Origin of the sequence: Klebsiella sp. CN_Kp066 (assembly GCF_040065135.1) — a bacterium.
GTDB classification, from domain to species: Bacteria; Pseudomonadota; Gammaproteobacteria; order Enterobacterales; family Enterobacteriaceae; genus Klebsiella; species Klebsiella oxytoca.
Genome location: NZ_JBEAIU010000049.1, coordinates 1 through 18691 on the forward strand (window position 1 = coordinate 1; position 18691 = coordinate 18691).

18 protein-coding genes are annotated in these 18691 nt (G+C 56.4%); 8 read left to right on the forward strand and 10 right to left on the reverse strand.

Annotation, left to right across the window (positions count from 1 at the left end; translation table 11 throughout):
* Window positions 1–213: 213 nt before the first annotated feature.
* The 4 genes from ABLV75_RS19285 to ABLV75_RS19300 all read left to right on the forward strand — a co-directional run bounded on the left by ABLV75_RS19285 (window position 214) and on the right by ABLV75_RS19300 (window position 3148).
* Window positions 214–1611, forward strand: coding sequence for a cytochrome ubiquinol oxidase subunit I (locus ABLV75_RS19285; RefSeq protein ID WP_004101806.1), 1398 nt, complete (start codon window positions 214–216; stop codon window positions 1609–1611).
* A complete protein-coding gene (gene cydB, locus ABLV75_RS19290; RefSeq protein ID WP_004101805.1) occupies window positions 1611–2621 on the forward strand; it encodes a cytochrome d ubiquinol oxidase subunit II in 1011 nt (336 codons plus the stop codon). Before ABLV75_RS19285 ends, cydB begins: the two co-directional genes overlap by 1 nt.
* Window positions 2621–2746, forward strand: coding sequence for a DUF2474 domain-containing protein (locus ABLV75_RS19295; protein WP_004101804.1), 126 nt, complete (start codon window positions 2621–2623; stop codon window positions 2744–2746). The genes cydB and ABLV75_RS19295 overlap by 1 nt, the downstream gene beginning before the upstream one ends.
* Before the next feature lie 168 nt (window positions 2747–2914).
* Window positions 2915–3148 (forward strand): DUF2554 family protein, encoded by a 234-nt coding sequence (locus tag ABLV75_RS19300; RefSeq protein WP_004101803.1) that lies wholly within the window; start codon window positions 2915–2917, stop codon window positions 3146–3148.
* Window positions 3149–3161: 13 nt separating this feature from the next.
* Here ABLV75_RS19300 and ABLV75_RS19305 read toward each other — a convergent pair whose 3' ends face one another.
* The 3 genes from ABLV75_RS19305 to ABLV75_RS19315 all read right to left on the reverse strand — a co-directional run bounded on the left by ABLV75_RS19305 (window position 3162) and on the right by ABLV75_RS19315 (window position 6431).
* A complete protein-coding gene (locus ABLV75_RS19305) occupies window positions 3162–5126 on the reverse strand; it encodes a U32 family peptidase (protein WP_032704666.1) in 1965 nt (654 codons plus the stop codon).
* 248 nt (window positions 5127–5374) lie between these two features.
* Window positions 5375–5911 (reverse strand): XRE family transcriptional regulator, encoded by a 537-nt coding sequence (locus ABLV75_RS19310; protein ID WP_348855112.1) that lies wholly within the window; start codon window positions 5909–5911, stop codon window positions 5375–5377.
* Window positions 5912–6005: 94 nt separating this feature from the next.
* Window positions 6006–6431, reverse strand: coding sequence for a GNAT family N-acetyltransferase (locus ABLV75_RS19315; RefSeq protein ID WP_004101800.1), 426 nt, complete (start codon window positions 6429–6431; stop codon window positions 6006–6008).
* Between the two features lie 71 nt (window positions 6432–6502).
* Between ABLV75_RS19315 and ABLV75_RS19320 the strand changes: the two genes are divergently transcribed.
* A complete protein-coding gene (locus ABLV75_RS19320; protein ID WP_264673131.1) occupies window positions 6503–7792 on the forward strand; it encodes a benzoate/H(+) symporter BenE family transporter in 1290 nt (429 codons plus the stop codon).
* On the opposite strand, the gene ABLV75_RS19325 is transcribed toward ABLV75_RS19320, so the two are convergent.
* Window positions 7772–8638, reverse strand: coding sequence for an AraC family transcriptional regulator (locus ABLV75_RS19325; RefSeq protein ID WP_004101795.1), 867 nt, complete (start codon window positions 8636–8638; stop codon window positions 7772–7774). The two genes, ABLV75_RS19320 and ABLV75_RS19325, sit on opposite strands and share 21 nt — an antisense overlap.
* A gap of 182 nt (window positions 8639–8820) precedes the next feature.
* Here ABLV75_RS19325 and ABLV75_RS19330 point away from each other — a divergent pair, with 182 nt between their 5' ends.
* Window positions 8821–9717 carry a DMT family transporter gene (locus tag ABLV75_RS19330; protein ID WP_004101793.1) on the forward strand — a complete coding sequence of 299 codons (897 nt, stop codon included), beginning with the start codon at window positions 8821–8823 and terminating at the stop codon, window positions 9715–9717.
* A 96-nt stretch (window positions 9718–9813) separates the two neighbouring features.
* On the opposite strand, the gene ABLV75_RS19335 is transcribed toward ABLV75_RS19330, so the two are convergent.
* Window positions 9814–10482: a DUF3313 domain-containing protein gene (locus ABLV75_RS19335; protein ID WP_032728184.1), complete on the reverse strand. Its 669-nt coding sequence runs from the start codon at window positions 10480–10482 to the stop codon at window positions 9814–9816.
* Between the two features lie 139 nt (window positions 10483–10621).
* A complete protein-coding gene (locus tag ABLV75_RS19340) occupies window positions 10622–12214 on the reverse strand; it encodes an ABC transporter substrate-binding protein (RefSeq protein WP_004101789.1) in 1593 nt (530 codons plus the stop codon).
* A 113-nt stretch (window positions 12215–12327) separates the two neighbouring features.
* Between ABLV75_RS19340 and pepT the strand changes: the two genes are divergently transcribed.
* A complete protein-coding gene (gene pepT, locus ABLV75_RS19345) occupies window positions 12328–13557 on the forward strand; it encodes a peptidase T (RefSeq protein WP_004101787.1) in 1230 nt (409 codons plus the stop codon).
* On the opposite strand, the gene tehB is transcribed toward pepT, so the two are convergent.
* Together tehB and tehA are read right to left on the reverse strand one after the other, a co-directional pair.
* Window positions 13554–14150: a tellurite resistance methyltransferase TehB gene (tehB, locus tag ABLV75_RS19350; RefSeq protein WP_004101785.1), complete on the reverse strand. Its 597-nt coding sequence runs from the start codon at window positions 14148–14150 to the stop codon at window positions 13554–13556. The two genes, pepT and tehB, sit on opposite strands and share 4 nt — an antisense overlap.
* A gap of 2 nt (window positions 14151–14152) precedes the next feature.
* The gene (gene tehA, locus ABLV75_RS19355) at window positions 14153–15151 is read right to left on the reverse strand and encodes a dicarboxylate transporter/tellurite-resistance protein TehA (RefSeq protein ID WP_004101783.1); all 999 of its coding nucleotides are present in this window, start codon (window positions 15149–15151) and stop codon (window positions 14153–14155) included.
* Between the two features lie 110 nt (window positions 15152–15261).
* Here tehA and ydcK point away from each other — a divergent pair, with 110 nt between their 5' ends.
* The gene (gene ydcK, locus ABLV75_RS19360) at window positions 15262–16242 is read left to right on the forward strand and encodes a YdcK family protein (RefSeq protein WP_004101781.1); all 981 of its coding nucleotides are present in this window, start codon (window positions 15262–15264) and stop codon (window positions 16240–16242) included.
* A 117-nt stretch (window positions 16243–16359) separates the two neighbouring features.
* Here ydcK and rimL read toward each other — a convergent pair whose 3' ends face one another.
* Window positions 16360–16932, reverse strand: coding sequence for a 50S ribosomal protein L7/L12-serine acetyltransferase (gene rimL / locus ABLV75_RS19365; protein ID WP_004101779.1), 573 nt, complete (start codon window positions 16930–16932; stop codon window positions 16360–16362).
* Window positions 16933–17007: 75 nt separating this feature from the next.
* Complete coding sequence (locus tag ABLV75_RS19370) at window positions 17008–18663, reverse strand: glucan biosynthesis protein (RefSeq protein ID WP_004101777.1); 1656 nt, start codon at window positions 18661–18663, stop codon at window positions 17008–17010.
* Window positions 18664–18691: the final 28 nt, after the last annotated feature.

Below are 18691 nucleotides of genomic sequence, written 5' to 3' on the forward strand. Positions count from 1 at the left end.
CCCCGTTACACAAAATGCAGAGATGGCTTGCATAACGGGAGGTGTCCATATACGGCTAAGCGCAGCGCAGACCGGGAGAGCGCCATTCTGCGTTTTGCCAAAAGGTCATAACAGGCCCCAACTGTTATAGGGAAAAACAGCGTTTCTGTTCCTGCAACCCGTTATCAACGAAGCCTAGAATTGCGCTGAGTCAATTTTGTTGCGGAGTTCTGCATGTTCGGTCTTGATGCATTCCACCTGGCGCGGATCCAGTTCGCTTTCACCGTGTCATTTCATATTATCTTCCCCGCCATCACCATCGGGTTAGCCAGCTACCTGGCGGTACTGGAAGGCTTATGGTTAAAAACCAAAAACCCGACCTGGCGTTCGCTGTACCACTTCTGGTCAAAAATCTTCGCCGTTAACTTCGGCATGGGGGTCGTCTCCGGCCTGGTGATGGCCTACCAATTCGGTACCAACTGGAGCGGATTCTCGGAATTCGCCGGGAGCATTACCGGCCCGCTGCTGACCTATGAGGTTCTGACCGCCTTCTTCCTTGAGGCCGGATTCCTCGGCGTGATGCTGTTCGGCTGGAACCGTGTCGGACCTGGCCTGCACTTTTTCGCCACCTGTATGGTCGCGCTGGGGACGATTATCTCCACCTTCTGGATCCTTGCATCTAATAGCTGGATGCAAACGCCGCAGGGATTTGAGATCGTCAATGGTCAGGTGGTGCCGGTGGACTGGCTGGCGGTGATTTTTAACCCGTCTTTCCCTTACCGCCTGCTGCATATGTCGGTGGCGGCTTTCCTCAGCAGCGCGCTGTTCGTCGGCGCGTCGGCAGCCTGGCACCTGCTGCGAGGGAACAATACCCCCGCCGTCCGCGCGATGTTCTCCATGGCGCTGTGGATGACGCTGATTGTCGCCCCCATTCAGGCGCTGATTGGCGATATGCACGGGCTGAATACGTTGAAACACCAGCCGGCCAAAATCGCCGCCATTGAAGGACACTGGGAGAACGCGCCCGGAGAGCCCACCCCGCTGCTGCTGTTCGGCTGGCCGGATATGCAGCAGGAGCGTACCCGCTATGGCCTGGAGATCCCGGCTCTCGGCAGCCTGATTCTCACCCACAGCCTGGATAAGCAGGTGCCGGCGCTGAAGGAGTTCGCCCCGGAAGATCGCCCTGACTCCACCATCGTATTCTGGTCCTTCCGCCTGATGGCCGGGCTCGGCATGCTGATGATCCTGCTGGGCGCGCTGGCCTTGTGGCTACGCTATCGCGGCCGCCTCTATCACAGCAGGCCCTTTTTACGCTTTGCGCTATGGATGGGACCTTCGGGACTTATCGCGATTCTGGCGGGCTGGGTGACCACCGAAGTGGGCCGCCAGCCGTGGGTCGTCTATGGCGTTCAGCGCACCGCTGATGCCGTCTCCGCTCACGGCGACCTGCATATGTCGATCAGTCTGCTGACTTTTATCGTTGTCTACGGTTCGGTGTTCGGCGTCGGCTACAGCTATATGCTACGCCTGATTCGCAAAGGTCCGCAGACCGCGCAGCCACCGGCCTCCGGTACGCCAGCGCGTCCACTCTCCGCCGCTACGGGCCATGAACAGCAGAAGGAGTTCCGCTAATGGGTATCGATTTATCGGTTATTTGGTTTGTTATCATTGTCTTCGCCACCCTGATGTATATCGTAATGGATGGCTTTGACCTGGGCATTGGCATTTTATTCACCACTACCCGGGACACGGCGGACCGCGACGTGATGGTAAACAGCGTCGCCCCGGTCTGGGACGGCAATGAAACCTGGCTGGTGCTTGGCGGCGCGGGGCTGTTTGGCGCATTTCCTCTGGCCTACGCGGTCATTATCGATGCGCTGGCGATCCCGCTCACCCTGATGTTGATCGGTCTTATTTTTCGCGGCGTTGCCTTTGAATTTCGCTTTAATGCGACGCCATCGCATCGTCCATTCTGGGATCGCGCTTTTATGGTCGGTTCCCTTCTGGCCACCTTCACCCAGGGCATGGTGGTCGGAGCGGTGATCAACGGTTTCCCGGTCAACGGCCGCAGCTTCAGCGGCGGGATGTTTGACTGGTTTACGCCGTTTACCCTGTTCTGCGGCCTGGGGCTATGCGTTGCCTACGCGCTGCTGGGTGCCAGCTGGCTGGTGATGAAAAGCGAAAATGCGCTCCACCGCAATATGCGCATGACCGCGCGCGGCTTGCTGTTGGCGCTGCTGGCGGTCATTGTCGCCATCAGCATCTGGACGCCGCTGGCGCAACCGGCCATCGCCCGGCGCTGGTTTAGCCTGCCTGACCTATTCTTCCTGCTGCCGGTACCGCTGCTGGTGGCGGCGATCGGCGCCTGGCTCTGGCGAACGCTTCGCAACAGCGCCAGCCACCTGCTGCCTTTTACTCTCACGCTGGGGCTGATCTTCCTCGGCTTTAGCGGGCTGGGGATCAGTATCTGGCCGCATATTATTCCGCCGGACATTACCCTCTGGCAGGCCGCCGCGCCGCCGCAAAGCCAGGGCTTTATGCTGGTTGGCGCGCTGCTTATTCTGCCGGTGATCCTCGGCTACACCTTCTGGAGCTACTACGTTTTTCGCGGCAAAGTTCAACACGGCGAGGGGTATCACTGATGCAACGAGTATGGCTTAAGCGAGCGGTATGGATGATAGTGCTGTGGGGAGGCAGCGTGCTGGCGCTGGGAGCGGTGAGCATGGGGTTTCGGCTGCTGATGACGGCCGCCGGGCTGAAGGTTTGAGCCGCCCGTGACGTTATTTTAGTCGGCCCGACGGCTCCACCGTCGGGCTTTTTTTCGCCATCCGTCAGGGAGCGCTGACAAAGGCTTTTCCCATCTTTGATAAACGCGGAAATAAGCTCAACAACTCCCTGGCATAGTAGCCCCACTCACCGACAGAAGGGAAAAGATATGCTCAGAAGATACGTTTCAGCGCTACTGCTGGTGTGCGCCCTGTTTTCCGGCCACGTGCTGGCCCACCAGCACGGACACGATTTCTTCCCGGTACAGGGCCTCGAGCAGCAGCTACAGCACGAAGCCGATAGCGATGAGCTACGCAGCCAGAGCGAAGAAGCCGCGTCCGATCTGCGCGAACATCACCGCTGGCAAAATGCGCGAAAGCCGAAAATGCACTTCTATCCCTAAGACCTGTCAGTCATCAGGCGCCCTTGCGTTTCGGCAGGGTTTTCATCAGCTCATCCGGGCTGACGGACGCCACGATGCTGCCCGGTAGCGGCATTTTAAGGATATGATTTTTTATCTTACCGACGACGTGCATTTCGCAGGGGCGGCAGTCAAATTTCAGCGTCAACACTTCATCGCCGTGAATCAACTGCATCGGCGTAGCTTTCCAGCTTTTAATCGACCCTTTAGCCTGTTTCGGACACAGATTAAAAGCAAAGCGCAGGCAGTGCTTAGTGATCATGACCGGCACATCGCCCTTCTCCTGATGCGCTTCATAGGCGGCATCGATCAGCTGCACGCCGTAACGCTGGTAAAACTCGCGCGCCTTATGGTTGTAGACGTTCGCCAGAAACGACAGGTGCGTTTCCGGATAGACCGGCGGCGGGACGGAAACCGGCTTGCGGCAACCGCGCACCACGGCTTTCAGCCGCGCGTCATCCAGCATATCTACGGTTTCCCGACGCAGCTGGTTCAACAGGCTGTTCGGCACGAATAGCGCACCCGGCAGGTTAATTTCCATGTTGCGCGAGTAGTAAAGGGTCTGGCCCAGCTTCGCCAGGCCGTCGCGCAGATTCGTCAGCGCTTTCTCCGCCTGGGTCGCTTCGGCAAAATCGCCGTCCAGAGTATGGGTGACGCTGACGCCCTCCTCGCTGGTCATGGTTAAGACCAGCTGTTCCTGCCAACCGCTCAGTTCGATATCCACCGCGATGCGACGCTCGCTGGAGGTTTTTAGCAGCGCCTGCTGCCAGTTATGATCGAGGTTGCGGTTTAGCGGCTGATGCGGGCGCACTTTGTGTAAATCCGCGGGCATCTCGTTCGGCCATACGCGGTAGCGATTTTCGCCCGTTTTTTCAACCGTGTTGGCGCGAAAGCCAACAACCTCACGTTTGATCATCACGTTCAGGCCGTCGCCGTTGGTCAGGGCTTCGCTCACCTCAACGTCGAGAAAATCCTTGCCTACTTTCAGCACTTCACCCACCGGCAGGCCAATAAACTTCGGCGAATCAAACGCGCCGATATCGCCTTTGCGGGCGTTGACAAAATAGTCGGTGCTGCCGCGATGGAAGGTTTTATCCGTGGACGGGATGAAGAAGTGCTCCGTACGTCCCAACGACGAGCGGGCCAGATCGCCGCGATCTTCAATGATGGCGTCAAGCATCTGGCGATAATGCGCGGTAATATTCTTCACATAGCTCATGTCTTTGTAGCGTCCCTCAATCTTAAAGGAACGCACTCCGGCATCGATCAGCGCGGCCAGGTTGGCGGTCTGATCGTTGTCTTTCATCGACAGCAAATGCTTTTCATAGGCCACCACGCGGCCCTGGTCATCTTTCAGGGTATAGGGCAGACGGCAGGCCTGCGAGCAGTCGCCGCGGTTGGCGCTGCGCCCGGTCTGAGCATGGGAAATATTGCACTGACCGGAATAGGCCACGCACAGCGCTCCGTGGATAAAGAATTCGATGGTCGCGTCGGTATTATCGTAAATCGCTTTGATCTGCTGAAGATTCAGCTCGCGGGCGAGGACGATTTGGCTGAAGCCGACATCGGAAAGAAATTTCGCTTTCTCCACGCTGCGAATATCGCACTGGGTGCTGGCATGCAGCTCAATCGGCGGAATATCCAGCTCCAGCACGCCCATATCCTGGACAATCAGCGCGTCCACGCCGGTTTCGTACAGATCGGTTATCAGACGTTGCGCCGGTTCCAGTTCATCATCATGAAGAATGGTGTTCAGGGTCACGAACACCTTCGCGCCGTAGCGGTGAGCAAATGGCACCAGTCCGGCGATGTCGCTCAGGCTATTGCTGGCGTTGTGACGCGCGCCGAAGCCCGGTCCGCCGATATAGACCGCATCCGCGCCGTGTAAAATCGCTTCACGGGCGATCCCGGCATCCCGGGCAGGACTCAATAGTTCAAGATGATGGTTTTGCAGGCGCATACGCTCGTCGTTATCCATTATAGGGGGTCGAAATGGCGGCTATTGTAGTCAGAACTGCGCGCAGACCAAAACATTTTCCACCGCCGCCGCAGGGGGAATTTTCACTTTTCAGCAAAGTATTGAAGGAAAAGATATTTCCCACAAAAAGCGCCTGAGGATACAGTCATCGCGTATTCCGGATTTTCCTCGTCACGTTGTGATTTGTTGTCTCAGTCATTTGCCTGGCCGCGAGTTTGCTCGCGGCTTTTTTATTGTGCTTTTGGGTAGTGGATCAGCGAATGGAAATGGGCGGTCTGCGCGCCGCTATTGCGGTAGGCGTGCGCTAAATCACCGGCGAAACGCCGCCCTTCCCCTGGCTGCAGCGACAGCCACTCGCCCTGCAGGCACAGATCCAGCACGCCGCTAATCACCACCACATGTTCGATAACCCCTTCCTCGTGCGGCGTGGACTCGCTTAGCGCGCCGGGCGCCAGGGTAATGGAGAAGTGATAGAAACGCAGCACCGGGTCCCAGGGAAAAACAGGCGTCACAACCATCGCCTGCTGCTGCGGGTCGAAGGCGGCTGGTTCAGCGCTATCATCGGCGATAATAAAGGCGGAAAACGGTACGTTCAGGCCGGTGGCAATTTTCCACAGCGTCGCCACGGTCGGACTGGATTCGTTACGTTCAATCTGGCCCAGCATGGCTTTCGATACGCCGGTTTCTTCCGCCAGGCGCGACAGGCTCCAGCCGCGCTGCTGGCGCAGCGTTTTTAGCGTCGCCGACAGATGTTGCGCAATATTCATTCAACCTCCCAATAATATCTGAAGGAATTATACGCATATTCACCTGATTCTACAGGGGGTCACTTAGTATGCGTTTTTCAGAACCATCCGCCATTCAGGATATGAGCGATTTCAAAAAGCGTTTTCTGACTTCTTTATAGCCGTTGTTCTGATAAAACTTATGCGCCTGTTCCCGTCGTTCGCTGCTGGAGAGTTCAATTTGGCGACAACCGCTGGCGGCCGCGATCCGTTCGGCTTCCACAAGTAATATTCGCCCCACTCCCATACCCCGGCATGACTCATCAATCACCAGCGCCGAAATTAACCCCCAACGTCCTTTTTCATGCATCGGGTCAATCAGGTTCACTACAATCACCCCGGATAAACGTTCTTTTACCTGGGCAATCAACGCGTAGCGGTAGGGGTTTTGTTCCCGTAATAAGGATTGCAGGTTGTCTAAATCTGTCGGATAGCCGAGCTGTTGAAAAAGCACGAGCAGGCCGGGAGCATCGGCCTCCTTAGCTGTTCTGGTCGTAACCATGATCGCTTGTTTCCTTGGTAATTGATTGACAGTGATATCTATTGCGTGCCGCTCAGTATTGTCAAGATCGGATGCCCTCGTTTGTTCTGTCTCCCTCTCACGAGCCATACCGTGGGACTACAACAAAGCCAGTTGTGCGCTATAACGCACAATGCTACATTACAAAAACCGTTATAACGCACAAGGTAATGTTTATGCGCTCTTTTACTCTGCCTTTTCCGACTCTGCTTGCCGGTTTTGTCGCGGTCTTAGTCGGCTACGCCAGTTCTGCCGCCATTATCTGGCAGGCAGCGGCGGCGGCAGGCGCCGATGCTTCGCAAATCGCCGGCTGGATGACCGCCTTAGGCCTGGGAATGGGTGTGAGTACCCTGGCGCTCACCTTATGGCGAAAGGTACCAATCCTGACGGCGTGGTCAACGCCCGGGGCGGCGCTGCTGGTTAGCGGCCTGCACGGCGTCACGCTGGCGCAGGCGATTGGCGTGTTTATCTTTGCTAACGGCTTAATCGTACTGTGCGGCGTAACCGGTCTGTTTGCCCGGCTGATGAAAATCATTCCCCATTCGCTGGCGGCGGCGATGCTGGCCGGTATTTTGCTGCGTTTTGGTATGCAGGCTTTCTCCAGCCTGCAGGGCAATCTGCTGCTATGCGGCAGCATGTTAGCCGCCTGGCTGATATGCAAAGTCTGCCTTCCCCGATTTGCCGTGGTGACCGCCCTGCTGGCGGGAAGCGCGGTGGCCGCCCTCAGCGGAGATGTGACAGCGTCACAAATCAGCTGGCGCTTTGTCGCCCCCGCTTTTATCGCTCCTGAATTTACGCCCGCGCTGCTGCTTAGCGTCGGCGTACCCTTTTTCCTTGTTACCATGGCTTCGCAGAATGCCCCCGGCTTTGCTACCCTGCAGGCTTCGGGCTATCGGGTTCCGGCTTCATCGCTGATCGTGGCGACCGGCGGTCTGGCGCTGCTGCTGTCGCCGTTTGGCGTCTACTCGATCTGTATCGCCGCGATTACGGCCGCGATTTGCCAAAGCCCGGAAGCCCATCCGGACCCGCAAAAGCGCTGGCTCGCGGCGGCGGCGGCGGGCGTTTTTTATCTGCTGGCGGGAATCTTCGGCGGCTCCATCACTTCGTTGATGTCGGCGCTGCCGGCGGCATGGATCCAGATGCTTGCCGGACTGGCGCTGCTGGGCACCATCGGCGCCAGCCTGTTTCAGGCGCTCAATCATGAGCGTGAACGCGATGCCGCGGTGGTGACTTTTCTGGTCACCGCCAGCGGCGTGGAGCTGGCCGGTATCGGCTCTGCTTTTTGGGGGCTGGTTCTCGGCGGCGTCAGCTACGTTTTACTGTCAGCGCTGCGCCGCGCGTAGCTGCGAGGGCGTCAGGCCGGTGGCGCTTTTTACCCGATTGCTAAAGTGGCTGGCGCTGCTAAAACCGCAGGCCATAGCAATATCGGTTAACGGCAGCAGACTGCGGGTAATGAGCGCCTGCGCTTTAACCATCCGGCGCTGCATCACGTACTGATGCGGCGCCATTTTCATTGACTGGCGGAACATCCGCGCAAAATGGTATTCGCTGAGCGCCGCTTCCTGCGCCAGATCGGCAAGGGTGAGCGGCCGGTCGAGGCTCTCCTCAATCCATGCCAGCAGATTACGCAAGACGTGCGGCGCCAGGCCGCCGGTCACCGTCGGCAAACGCCACTGAACGTTTGAATAATGCTGAATCAAGTGCGTGAGCAGCAGCGTGCTGGCGGAACTCAACGTAAGGTGGTTCGCCTGCTGCTGCCAGTCGTTGTCCAGCAGAAACTGGCGATAGACAGCGGTAATTTTGTCATCGCTGGAAAAGGTTTTTTCCTGCAGCGTGAACGAAGCCGGACTACGGTCCCAAATCTGCTCGCCTACCCGGCGGAGATGTTCATCGGTGCAGTAAAGGTGGACAAAAGAGAGGTCGCCGCGAATATCCCATGTGCTCTCATCGCCTTTCGGCATCAGGCAGAAACGGTCGGGCCCGCCGCCGTTTTTCCAGCCATGTGGCGTCTTCTGGTAGCTTTCGTAGCCATCGGCAATATACAGGCTCAGAGTGTGGTGATCGCTTTGTACCGTTATGGTATCGAGATTGTTATACCACGCCGCCAGCTGAATCCCGGAGTTGAGCTTAACCGTCTCCCGCAGCACGGCATTTTTTTGACGCAATGTTTCGAAAGTCCCGTAAGCCATAGCCTTCACAGTTCAGTTTCCGCAGATCCCTAGTCTAAGAAGAGTCGCTGACGGATACCAGCTTTCGCCCGCCGCCAACGCAAAATAAGCGCAAGAATTTGCAAGTCGGCAACACGTGGATGACAGCGCGGAGCATGGCGAGGCTGCAAAATGACGGGTACAACACTCACAGGAGAGACATTTTGAACGCATTACTCTACGGGTTAGTCGTCGTTATCTGGGGTACGACATGGATTGCTATCTTTTTGCAGCAGGGGCCGGTCGCCGCGCCGGTGTCTATTTTCTGGCGTTTTGCCGTCGCCAGCATCACCATGCTGACCATTCTGCTGGTTACCCGCCGTCTTCGCCCGCTGGCCGCCCGGGACCATCTTTTCTGCCTGCTGCAGGGCTGCTGCGTCTTCTGCTTTAATTTCTGGTGCTTCTATACCGCCGCTGCGTATATCAATACCGGGCTGGAGTCGGTGATCTTCTCCATGGCGGTGCTGTTTAACGCGATTAACAGTTTTCTCTTTTTCCGCCAGCAGCCGCCGGGCCGTTTCTGGCTGGCCGCCGCGCTGGGTCTGGCGGGCATCGTAACGCTCTTCTGGGATGATTTGTGGGCCAACGGCCTCAATGCATCGCTGCTGCTCGGTATTGCGCTCAGCGCATTAGGCACCTACGGATTTTCGCTCGGCAATATGCTCAGCCTTCGCCACCAGCGCCGCGGCCTGGAAACCTTGACCACCAACAGCTGGGCAATGCTTTACGGCACGCTGGTCATGGGCGCTATCGCCCTGGTACGCGGCGATAGTTTTGCCCCGCAGTGGACGCTAAGCTATATGGGCGCGCTGCTGTATCTGGCGGTGTTTGGCTCGGTGATCGCTTTCGGCGCCTATTTCACGCTAGTGGGGCGAATCGGCGCCAGCAAAGCCGCCTACAGTACCCTGTTATTTCCGCTCGTCGCGCTGACGATTTCCACCTTTTATGAGGGCTACGTCTGGCATAGCAACGCCGTCGCCGGGTTAGCGCTGATTCTGCTCGGCAATCTGGTGATGTTTGCTCGCCCGGAGCAGTGGCTGCTGCGGCGCAGGCTGGCCTGAGTTCGCTCGGATCGCTGCTGACGTTCGCGCTGCCGTCGAGGAGAAATGAAAAAGGCGCTATCAACCACTAGCGCCTTTATTCACGGATACGCCTGATTAACGGTTATTAGGGTCGAATTTCACCGCGTCAATCGCCATATCATCGATCACCTGCTTCAGGGTCTCGACGGTGAGCGGCGTATTTTCGTTGGACAGGTTTTTACCTTCGCCCTTACGGACCACTTTGATAACCGGCTTTTTGGTCGCCGCGTCAATCAGCTCACCTTCAAAGAACAGGTTGGTGTCCATGGTACGGTGACCGGTTGCCGCCTGGGTACCGGCGATAATCATCGCCACCGGAATCACTTCGTAGAACTGCAGGCCTTCTTTGCTGGAATCCACGCCGGTGATGGCGCCGCGGAAGATCAGGCTGCGTTTCCCTGCGGTGGTAGCCAGCGGTTTACGCTCGGAAATAGCCTGTTTCATCTCTTTGTTGGTGTAATTCAGGATATCGCTGAGCGCCTTTTCGCCAACCTGGGTTGTCGGTTTAGGGACCGGATAATAGGTGATGGGGTTATAAACGATATTGTCATAGTTGTTCGGATTGTAATCCGCAGAAATCCAGCGCAGCTCCGGTTTACCGGAAGCGGAGGTGGTTTCTTTTAGACCAGAGTAATCTTTTAAAAAACCGGAATATTGTTCAGGTTTAGCCAGTTTTGATGAACAACCGGCCAAGGCTAACAGGCCAGCCAGCGCGGCGACCTTAAAAAATAACTGAGTACGCATATAGGTTGATCCCTGTGAATACCATCTATCGGCAAGTGTTATAGCAAAAGACAGGGGTAAGTTTTGTGGCAAAAGTGGTGGTACGTCAAGTAGCGTAAAAAAATAAACCCGCCGCTGCCGGCGGGCCGTTTTTTCGTATTTATTTTATATCAACCTGATAAAAAATATGCTTGCCGAAGGGGTCGATTTCGTAACCAGAAACGTTTTTACGTACCGGTTCAAAAATAGTCGAGTGGGCAATCATCACCGCCGGCATCTGGTCGTGCATCATCTGCTGCGCCTGCAGATAGAGCGTCTCGCGTTTTTGGCGATCGGTTATCGATTTCGCCTCGGCGATGAGGTTATCGAACGGCTGATAGCACCATTTCGCCGAGTTAGAGCCGCCGTTTGCCGACTGGCAGGTAAACAACGGGCCAAAGAAGTTATCCGGGTCGCCGGTCGCGGTGGTCCAGCCCATCAGCGCCGCCTGGTGTTCACCATCCTTAACCCGCTTTAAGTATTCACCCCACTCATAGGTTGTGATCTTAGTTTGCACGCCGATTTTCGCCCAGTCGGCCTGAATCATCTCGGCCATGCGTTTGGCGTTCGGATTATAAGGACGCTGCACCGGCATCGCCCACAGGTCGATGGTTATCGGCCCGGAAACGCCCGACTCCGCCAGCAGCGCTTTCGCTTTCTGCGGGTCATACTCGTAATCTTTAAGCTGGCTATCCGCGCTCCATACCCCCGGCGGCAGCAGGTTTTTCGCCGCCGTACCGGTGCCGTGGAAGACCGCTTCAATGATCGCCGGTTTATTGATCGCCATCGCTAAGGCTTGGCGCACCTTGACGTTGTCCAGCGGCGCTTTTTGCGTATTAAACGCCAGGAAACCGGTGTTGAGGCCCGCTTTGCTCATCAGATTGATCGCGTTGTTCTCTTTCATTCGCGGCAGGTCTGCCGGATTGGGGAACGGCATTACCTGGCACTCGTTTTTCTCCAGCTTGGCGTAACGCACTGAAGCGTCCGGCGTGATGCTGAAAATCAGGCGATCGATATGGGCTTTCCCCTGCCAGTATTCCGGGAAAGCGGTGAAGAGAATGCGGGAATCTTTTTGATACTGTGCGAGTTTGAACGGACCGGTGCCAATCGGGTCCATGTCCACGCGTTCTGGCGTGCCGGCTTTTAACATCGCATCGGCATATTCCGCCGATAAAATAGAGGCAAAATACCAGGCAAGATCGGCGACAAAGGGTGCTTCAGGATGCGCTAATGTAAAACGCACCGTATATTCATCAGGCTTATCGATTGCGGTAATTAACTGACCAAACTCCAGGCTTTCAAAATTAGAATAATTGCCGTTGGAGACATTGTGATAAGGATGATGAGGATCTTTTTGCCGCATAAATGAAAAAATAACATCATCGGCATTTAAATCGCGGCTGGGTTTGAAATATTTATTACTCTGGAATTTAACGCCTTTACGTAAATGGAAAGTATAAACTTTGCCATCTTCGCTAACTTCCCAGCTTTCGGCCAGGCTCGGCACTAATTCCGTAGTACCGGCTTTAAAGTCAACCAGCCGGTTATAGACCGGTACCGCGCTGGCATCCACGCTGGTTCCCGAGGTATAGAGTTGAGGGTTAAAGTTTTCCGGCGATCCTTCTGAACAGTAGACCAGCGTTTTTGCGCTAATAGCCGAGCTGGCCGTCAGGGCCGCTACCGCCAGAGCAAGCGTCGTGAATCTGCGTTGCATATGTTTTCCTTTTTAATTTGTCAGCTAATGAATAGCTTGTTGTTTTCCCTTTCATACATAACACTAAAGCCTGATTGCAAACACCTGAAAACTCGAATAAAGAAGGAATCACTATGTCATCAGCCCTGGCCAGTCAATTAACCCAACGCTTCTTTCGCTATCTGGCGATAACCAGCCAAAGCGATCCGCGAGCGTCCACCCTACCCACCACCGCCGGGCAACACGCGATGGCGCAGGCCCTTGCGGATGAGCTACGCCAGCTTGGGCTGGATGACATTGTGATTGACGAACACGCCACCGTGACGGCGGTGAAAAAAGGCAATGTCCCAGGCGCGCCGCGGATTGGCTTTATTACCCACATCGATACCGTTGACGTTGGTTTGTCACCGGAGATTCATCCACAAATTCTGCGCTTCACTGGTGAAGATCTCTGTTTGAACAGCGAGAAAGATATCTGGCTGCGCGTCGTCGAGCATCCGGAAATCCTCGCTTATCCCGATGAAGAGATTATTTTTAGCGACGGTACCAGCGTGCTCGGGGCGGATAACAAATCCGCCGTCACGGTGGTGATGACGGTGCTGGAAAACCTCACGGCGGAGCATCGCCACGGCGATATCGTGGTGGCCTTTGTGCCGGATGAAGAAGTGGGTCTGCGGGGAGCGAAAGCGCTGGACCTCTCGCGCTTTGCCGTCGATTTTGCGTGGACCATCGACTGCTGCGAGCTCGGCGAAATCGTCTATGAGAACTTTAACGCCGCCGCCGCGGAGATCCGTTTTACCGGCGTCACGGCCCATCCGATGTCATCAAAGGGCGTACTGGTGAACCCGCTGCTGATGGCCACCGATTACATGAGCCATTTCGATCGCCAGCAAACGCCGGAATATACGGCCGGACGCGAAGGCTACGTGTGGTTTAACGGCATCCAGGGCGATCAAAATAGCACCCTACTGCAGGCCAGCATCCGCGACTTCGATCTCGCCAGCTTTAATCGCCGCAAGCAGCAGATCGGCGAAGTGGCGCAAAAAATCGCCGCGCAGTATCCAACCGGTAAGGTGGAATTTCACGTCAGCGATACCTACAGCAACATTAGCAATGCGATTGGCGAAGATCGCCGCGCGATTGATCTGATGTTCGAAGCAATGGAAAGCTTAGGCATTACGCCGAAACCAACGCCGATGCGCGGCGGCACCGACGGCGCGGCCCTGTCGGCAAAAGGGGTGTTAACGCCAAACTTCTTCACCGGCGCGCATAACTTCCACTCGAAGTTTGAATTTCTGCCGCTGCGCGCCTTTGAAGCCTCTTATCAGACCGCGTTCCAGCTCTGCCTGTTAGCCGCGCGTTAGGCCGGTTTGCGCGCCAGCATGGTGGCGAAACGCAGCTTGATGCGATTGCCGTTGGCGTCGGTGCGGTGGAGTTCTCCGACGTCTTCGTTGTACTTGAGGAACGCCCAGCCCTGGTAGTAGTGGCTAAGTTCACCCGGTTTAAAGGCGAACGGGAAGCCAACGGTGCACGGATAATCGTCGGTATCCATAGCGGCAACGATCAGATTGTAGCCGCCGGGTTTGGTACAGCGTTGCATATTGGCGATAAGACCCGGGATGGTCTGTGCATCAAGGAACATCATCACCACGGTGGAAAGAATAAAGTCATACTCGCCATCAAAGCTCAGGGCGTTAAGATCCTTAATCGCCGTCCGCAGATTCTCCAGCCCTTCCGCCTGACGAATGCTCTCAAGATTACCGATGCTGGCAGGGTTTTTGTCCCACGCGGTAACATCAAACCCGTTGGCTGCCAGATACAAGCTATTGCGACCGTTGCCGCAGCCCAGATCCAGCGCCCTGCCCGGGGCGATCAGCGTGGCGGCGTGCAGCACCTCCGAATGGGTGCGGGTCATGCCGTATTTATCGGTAAAGTAGTTTTCGTCACGAAGCGTCATGATTAATCCTTATTTTTTAATAATGCGTCGCGTTCAACGCGAATAAGCAGTTTACCGCGCACCAGCAGCAAGAAGGTACGAACCAGCAGCAGGCCGACGATCAGATTGGTAAACAGAAACAGCGGGAACGCCAGAGTATGGAAAAAGCCGCCCGGATGCTGATGACCGAGATGCAGCCCGGTCGTCGCCAGCGCGGAGATGCCAAATGAGAAGCTCCAGAAAGAGGCGTTAAACGGCTGGCGTAGATACCAGGGCATCAGCCGCAGCATAAACAGCAGCTGGAGCAGACCATAGCCGAACAGCAGCTTAGCGAAGGTATCCGCCTCGCCGCCGTTTACGCTCAGCCAGGCGCTGCACGCCACCAGCGCCGGCGCCAGCTGAATGCCGAGCGAAGTCCGCATCGCCGTCGGCAGTTCGCCATCGCTGCGCAGGCGCTGCAGGATAACCGGCTCCAGGCTTAGCCAGGAGAAGATCCCGGCGCCAAGAAACACCAGTCCGGCGTCGTTAAAGCCCAACGCGCCGCAGGCCATGGCGCTGATAAAGTTATTCGCCACCGTCGGTAGATAGAGACCCGGCGTAGTTGCCTCGCCGGGATGTTTCCCCCGCCATAATCCGGCGCTCTGCCATGCCGAATAGCTCAGCTGCAGCACCACCCCAATCGCGAATAATACCAGCGACAGCGGCCGCAGCCAGGGAACAAAGCCGATGGCGACCAGCATGGTGGTCGCCGGAAACAGGCTGACAAAACTGCTGGCCACCGGATGTCGCATCTCCTGCAGTACGCTGTGCGGGAAACGGACCGCCCGGGTAATAAATGCCAGCGCCAGCAGTAGCCAGATGAGCGTAGCCGCGATCACCAGGGCGTCACCGACGACCCGGCTCACCGGCCAGATGGTGCTGGCGTAGCGCCAGGCGAAGCCCATGCCGATAATGCCCAGTACCATACCAAAATAGCCCGCCGGAAGATTCAGCACCCGGCTCGCGCGCTGCGTTTTATTCATTTTGTTTAAAATTTAAAATTATATTAAGTTGCATTTTAAAGGAACCTTCAAAAACGCGCTACGGAGTTTTTTGCTATGTTTATGTTAACCATACGTAATGAGATAGTCAGATGCGCAAATATTACCTCAGCGAGAAGGTTCGCCAGTTTCACTATGAGGCCGACGGCAACAAACATAGCGTAAATCTGCGGCAAATTGTCGCCTTACGTGATTTCGCTGACGTAAAAAGCGGTGATGAAGGCGGCTGGCTGGACGATGAAGCAGCCCTTAGCCACGAGGGCGCGTGCTGGATTTATGATCCTAATAGCGCCGTATTTGCCGGGGCAAAAATTGAGGGCAATGCGCGCTTAACCGGCGAGTGCATTATCAGCCATGGGGCCATCGTCAACGGTAACGCTTGTCTGGATAGCGCCGCAGTGAGCCATAATGCGCAAATAGGTGACAACGTCACCGTTTCACACTCGCACATTCGCGGGTGCTGCCACCTGGCCGACCACGCGCGGATCCTCCCCCACTGTTTAATTATCGCCGCTCAAGGTCTGACTGCCGACAACGATAAAATCCTGCGCATTTATCAGCGGGCCACGGTCAGCGCATCGCGCGTCGTTCACCAGGCACAAATTTACGGCGATGCGTTTGTCGAACACGCTTTTGTCGAGCACCGGGCGGAAATTTTCGATCATGCGCGACTCGAAGGTAATGAAGAGAACGACGTCTGGATCTGCGATAACGCCCGCGTTTATGGCCATGCGAGGATTATCGCCGGGCGGGAAGCAGACGCTATCCCGACCCTGCGCTACAGTTCGCAGGTGGCGGAGCACGCTGTGGTCGAAGGCAACTGCCTGCTGAAGCATCGGGTGATGGTAGGCGGCCATGCGCACCTGCGGGGCGGGCCGATTCTGCTGGACGATAGTGTGTTAATTGAAGGCCATACGGTGATTTGCGGCGATGTGGTGATCGAGCATCAGGTCACTATCGGCGATGAAGCACGCATCGAAGCCAGCGCGGGAGACGCCATTTCTATCCGGGGCGCGAAGGTCATTAACGGCGACGAACATTATACCCGCACGCCCATTGTCGGCTTTCTTTAACCTTTGTGCCCGGCTGCGGGGTTTTCAGCCTCCGGCCCCTGCTCTGTTCCCGGGGGCGGCGCTCTACGCGCCTTGCCCGGGCTACCTGGCCGTGCGTCCTGTCGCCCGGGTAAAGCGTCAGCCGCGCCCCGGGAATTCATCAATAATGCGTCCGTAGATATTCTGATCATCATACGAACCATTGAGATACTCAGCCTGCCTGAGGCACCCTTCGAGGCTAAAACCGTTACGCAGGGCCACCTGATTGCTTTTGTGGTTCGCCACCCGACACTTAATCACAAAGCGGCGGACCGTACCGCTGCGGGCAAAATAGTCCATCAGCGCCTGCAGGGCCTGCGAAAGCAGCCCCTGCCCCTGATGGCTTTCATCAATCCAGTAGCCAATGTAAGCGGTCTTGTTGATTGGCTCTATCTGATTGAACGACAGTACGCCGACAATCTCCTCCTGCAGAAAGAGCAAAAACATCTTGGCATAGCCGCGCTGGTGGAGCATCACGTTGCCCTGCACGTGGCGGCGGGTCTCCTCTTCGTGAGTCACCTCAGCGGGCCAGCTCAGCGACTGCTGAAGCCAGCGCTGGTTTTTCATCACCAGCTGATGCAGTTCCGGCACGTGACGCTCGTCAACCGCGCGCAGGGAGAGAGAATCCGTAACGGGGATATGTTCGATAGCAGATCTGTTTTCGGCGGACATGGCGCACTCTGATTAACGATGTGATTAAAAAAATACGCGCCCGCGCGGTTACCCGACGGGCGCAGTAACGGACACTTACCTCATTACCCGATCGTCGACATAGTTGCGTTTATCCGGCGGCGGCGGGAAGTACTGATAAAGCCAGGTCTCGCTGATAGCCTCCCCCTGGCAGCGCAGGAACATGCGCATCTCAACCGGGTCAGTCGAATCCGAAGTCGGATACCAGTCAAACTGAATGCGGTAGCCATCAAAGGGTTCAACGTAGAGGATTTCTATCTGTTTCGCTTCACCGCTCGACAGAGTAATGACCGGCTCGATGCCTTTAGGCGCAGCGGCCTTCAGGTCACCGCCGACAAAATCGATGGCAAACCGACGGGTCCATTTATCCGGATAGTGTTCGCCCGGCGCCCAGCCTTCCGGGAAACCGCCCATCCCCGTCCGCGTTGCCATCACCCGCGCCAGCGGCGAGCGTACCGGCGGCTGCGCGCTCCAGTAGAGACGATAGCGGAAGTCCAGTTCATCCCCGGCTTTCACCGGCTTCTCCGGCTGCCAGAAGCAGACGATGTTATCCAGCGTTTCGCCAGTGGTCGGGATCTCCATCAGGTTGACGGCCCCCTTGCCCCACTGGTTACGCGGTTCGACCCACAGACTCGGGCGCTTGTTGTACCAGCCCATAATATCCTGATAGTGGGAGAAGTCGCGATCCAGCTGCAGCAGGCCAAAACCGCGCGGATTCTTATCCTGGAAAGCGTTGAACTGCAGCTTTTGCGGGTTATTCAGCGGGCGACAAACCCACTCGCCGTTGCCCAGCCACATCGACAGACGGTCAGAGTCGTGAATTTGCGGATGGATGGTGTCACACATTCGCCGTTCGTTATTACCGCAGCTGAACATACTGGTCATCGGCGCGATGCCCAGCTGCTTGATGTCTTTGCGCGCATAGATATGGTTTTCCACATCCATGATCACCTGCGTCTCCTGACAGTTAACGATGAACTTATAGGCGCCGGTGACGCTTGGGCTGTCGAGCAGCGCATAGACGGTAAATACCGTGGCTCCCGGTTTAACGGTCTCAAACCAGAAAGAGGTGAAGTCAGGAAACTCTTCTGGCGTATCGGTAAAGGTATCGATCGCCAGGCCGCGGGCGGAAAGACCGTACTGGTAAGTGCTGTCCACCGCGCGGAAGTAGCTGGCGCCAAGGAACGCGACGATGTCGCGACGCGCCAGTTCAGGGGCCTTAAATACGCGAAAACCGGCAAAACCCAGGTCGCTCTGGCCCACCAGCTGTTTGGTGTCGACGCCGGCATCATTGTATTTAAACAGTTCAGGCCGGAAGTGTATTTCACGTGCCTGTTGAGTTTGTGAATCCAGCGAGAACATTCTCACGCGGCGGCGGAACCCCATTCCCACGTGAAAAAACTGGATATCCAGCTTGCGCTCTTCAATGTTGCTCCACAGGGAGTGCGCGGCGTCATACTGAATGCTGTTGTAGGCCTGCGGCGTCAGGGTTGCCAGGGTTGGCGGCAGATCGCGAGGTGCGCCGCCCCATGGCTGACGGGCAAGATCGTGGGCCATCGACTGGAGGACACTATAATCAAAACGGCGCGTTTGCCCATCGGCAATTCCCGAATCTTCGGCGAATGCGGCTTTAGAAAATAGAGAGGCGACTCCTGACGTTCCGCATACGGCGGCAACAGCCATGGAAGATTTGAGAAAACGTCTGCGGTTCATGCCTGAGAGAGCATCCTTCTTCATATGT

What these genes read in the sequence shown, in the direction of transcription:
- ABLV75_RS19320 (WP_264673131.1), top strand. Translation starts at nt 6,503, where the DNA reads ATGCCCTCGTTTGTTCTGTCTCCCTCTCACGAGCCATACCGTGGGACT.
- ABLV75_RS19335 (WP_032728184.1), bottom strand. Translation starts at nt 10,482, where the DNA reads ATGCGTACTCAGTTATTTTTTAAGGTCGCCGCGCTGGCTGGCCTGTTA.
- rimL (WP_004101779.1), bottom strand. Translation starts at nt 16,932, where the DNA reads ATGTCCGCCGAAAACAGATCTGCTATCGAACATATCCCCGTTACGGAT.
- cydB (WP_004101805.1), top strand. Translation starts at nt 1,611, where the DNA reads ATGGGTATCGATTTATCGGTTATTTGGTTTGTTATCATTGTCTTCGCC.
- ABLV75_RS19325 (WP_004101795.1), bottom strand. Translation starts at nt 8,638, where the DNA reads ATGGCTTACGGGACTTTCGAAACATTGCGTCAAAAAAATGCCGTGCTG.
- ABLV75_RS19300 (WP_004101803.1), top strand. Translation starts at nt 2,915, where the DNA reads ATGCTCAGAAGATACGTTTCAGCGCTACTGCTGGTGTGCGCCCTGTTT.
- ABLV75_RS19285 (WP_004101806.1), top strand. Translation starts at nt 214, where the DNA reads ATGTTCGGTCTTGATGCATTCCACCTGGCGCGGATCCAGTTCGCTTTC.
- ABLV75_RS19370 (WP_004101777.1), bottom strand. Translation starts at nt 18,663, where the DNA reads ATGAACCGCAGACGTTTTCTCAAATCTTCCATGGCTGTTGCCGCCGTA.
- pepT (WP_004101787.1), top strand. Translation starts at nt 12,328, where the DNA reads ATGTCATCAGCCCTGGCCAGTCAATTAACCCAACGCTTCTTTCGCTAT.
- tehB (WP_004101785.1), bottom strand. Translation starts at nt 14,150, where the DNA reads ATGACGCTTCGTGACGAAAACTACTTTACCGATAAATACGGCATGACC.
- tehA (WP_004101783.1), bottom strand. Translation starts at nt 15,151, where the DNA reads ATGAATAAAACGCAGCGCGCGAGCCGGGTGCTGAATCTTCCGGCGGGC.
- ABLV75_RS19305 (WP_032704666.1), bottom strand. Translation starts at nt 5,126, where the DNA reads ATGCGCCTGCAAAACCATCATCTTGAACTATTGAGTCCTGCCCGGGAT.
- ydcK (WP_004101781.1), top strand. Translation starts at nt 15,262, where the DNA reads ATGCGCAAATATTACCTCAGCGAGAAGGTTCGCCAGTTTCACTATGAG.
- ABLV75_RS19295 (WP_004101804.1), top strand. Translation starts at nt 2,621, where the DNA reads ATGCAACGAGTATGGCTTAAGCGAGCGGTATGGATGATAGTGCTGTGG.
- ABLV75_RS19315 (WP_004101800.1), bottom strand. Translation starts at nt 6,431, where the DNA reads ATGGTTACGACCAGAACAGCTAAGGAGGCCGATGCTCCCGGCCTGCTC.
- ABLV75_RS19340 (WP_004101789.1), bottom strand. Translation starts at nt 12,214, where the DNA reads ATGCAACGCAGATTCACGACGCTTGCTCTGGCGGTAGCGGCCCTGACG.
- ABLV75_RS19310 (WP_348855112.1), bottom strand. Translation starts at nt 5,911, where the DNA reads ATGAATATTGCGCAACATCTGTCGGCGACGCTAAAAACGCTGCGCCAG.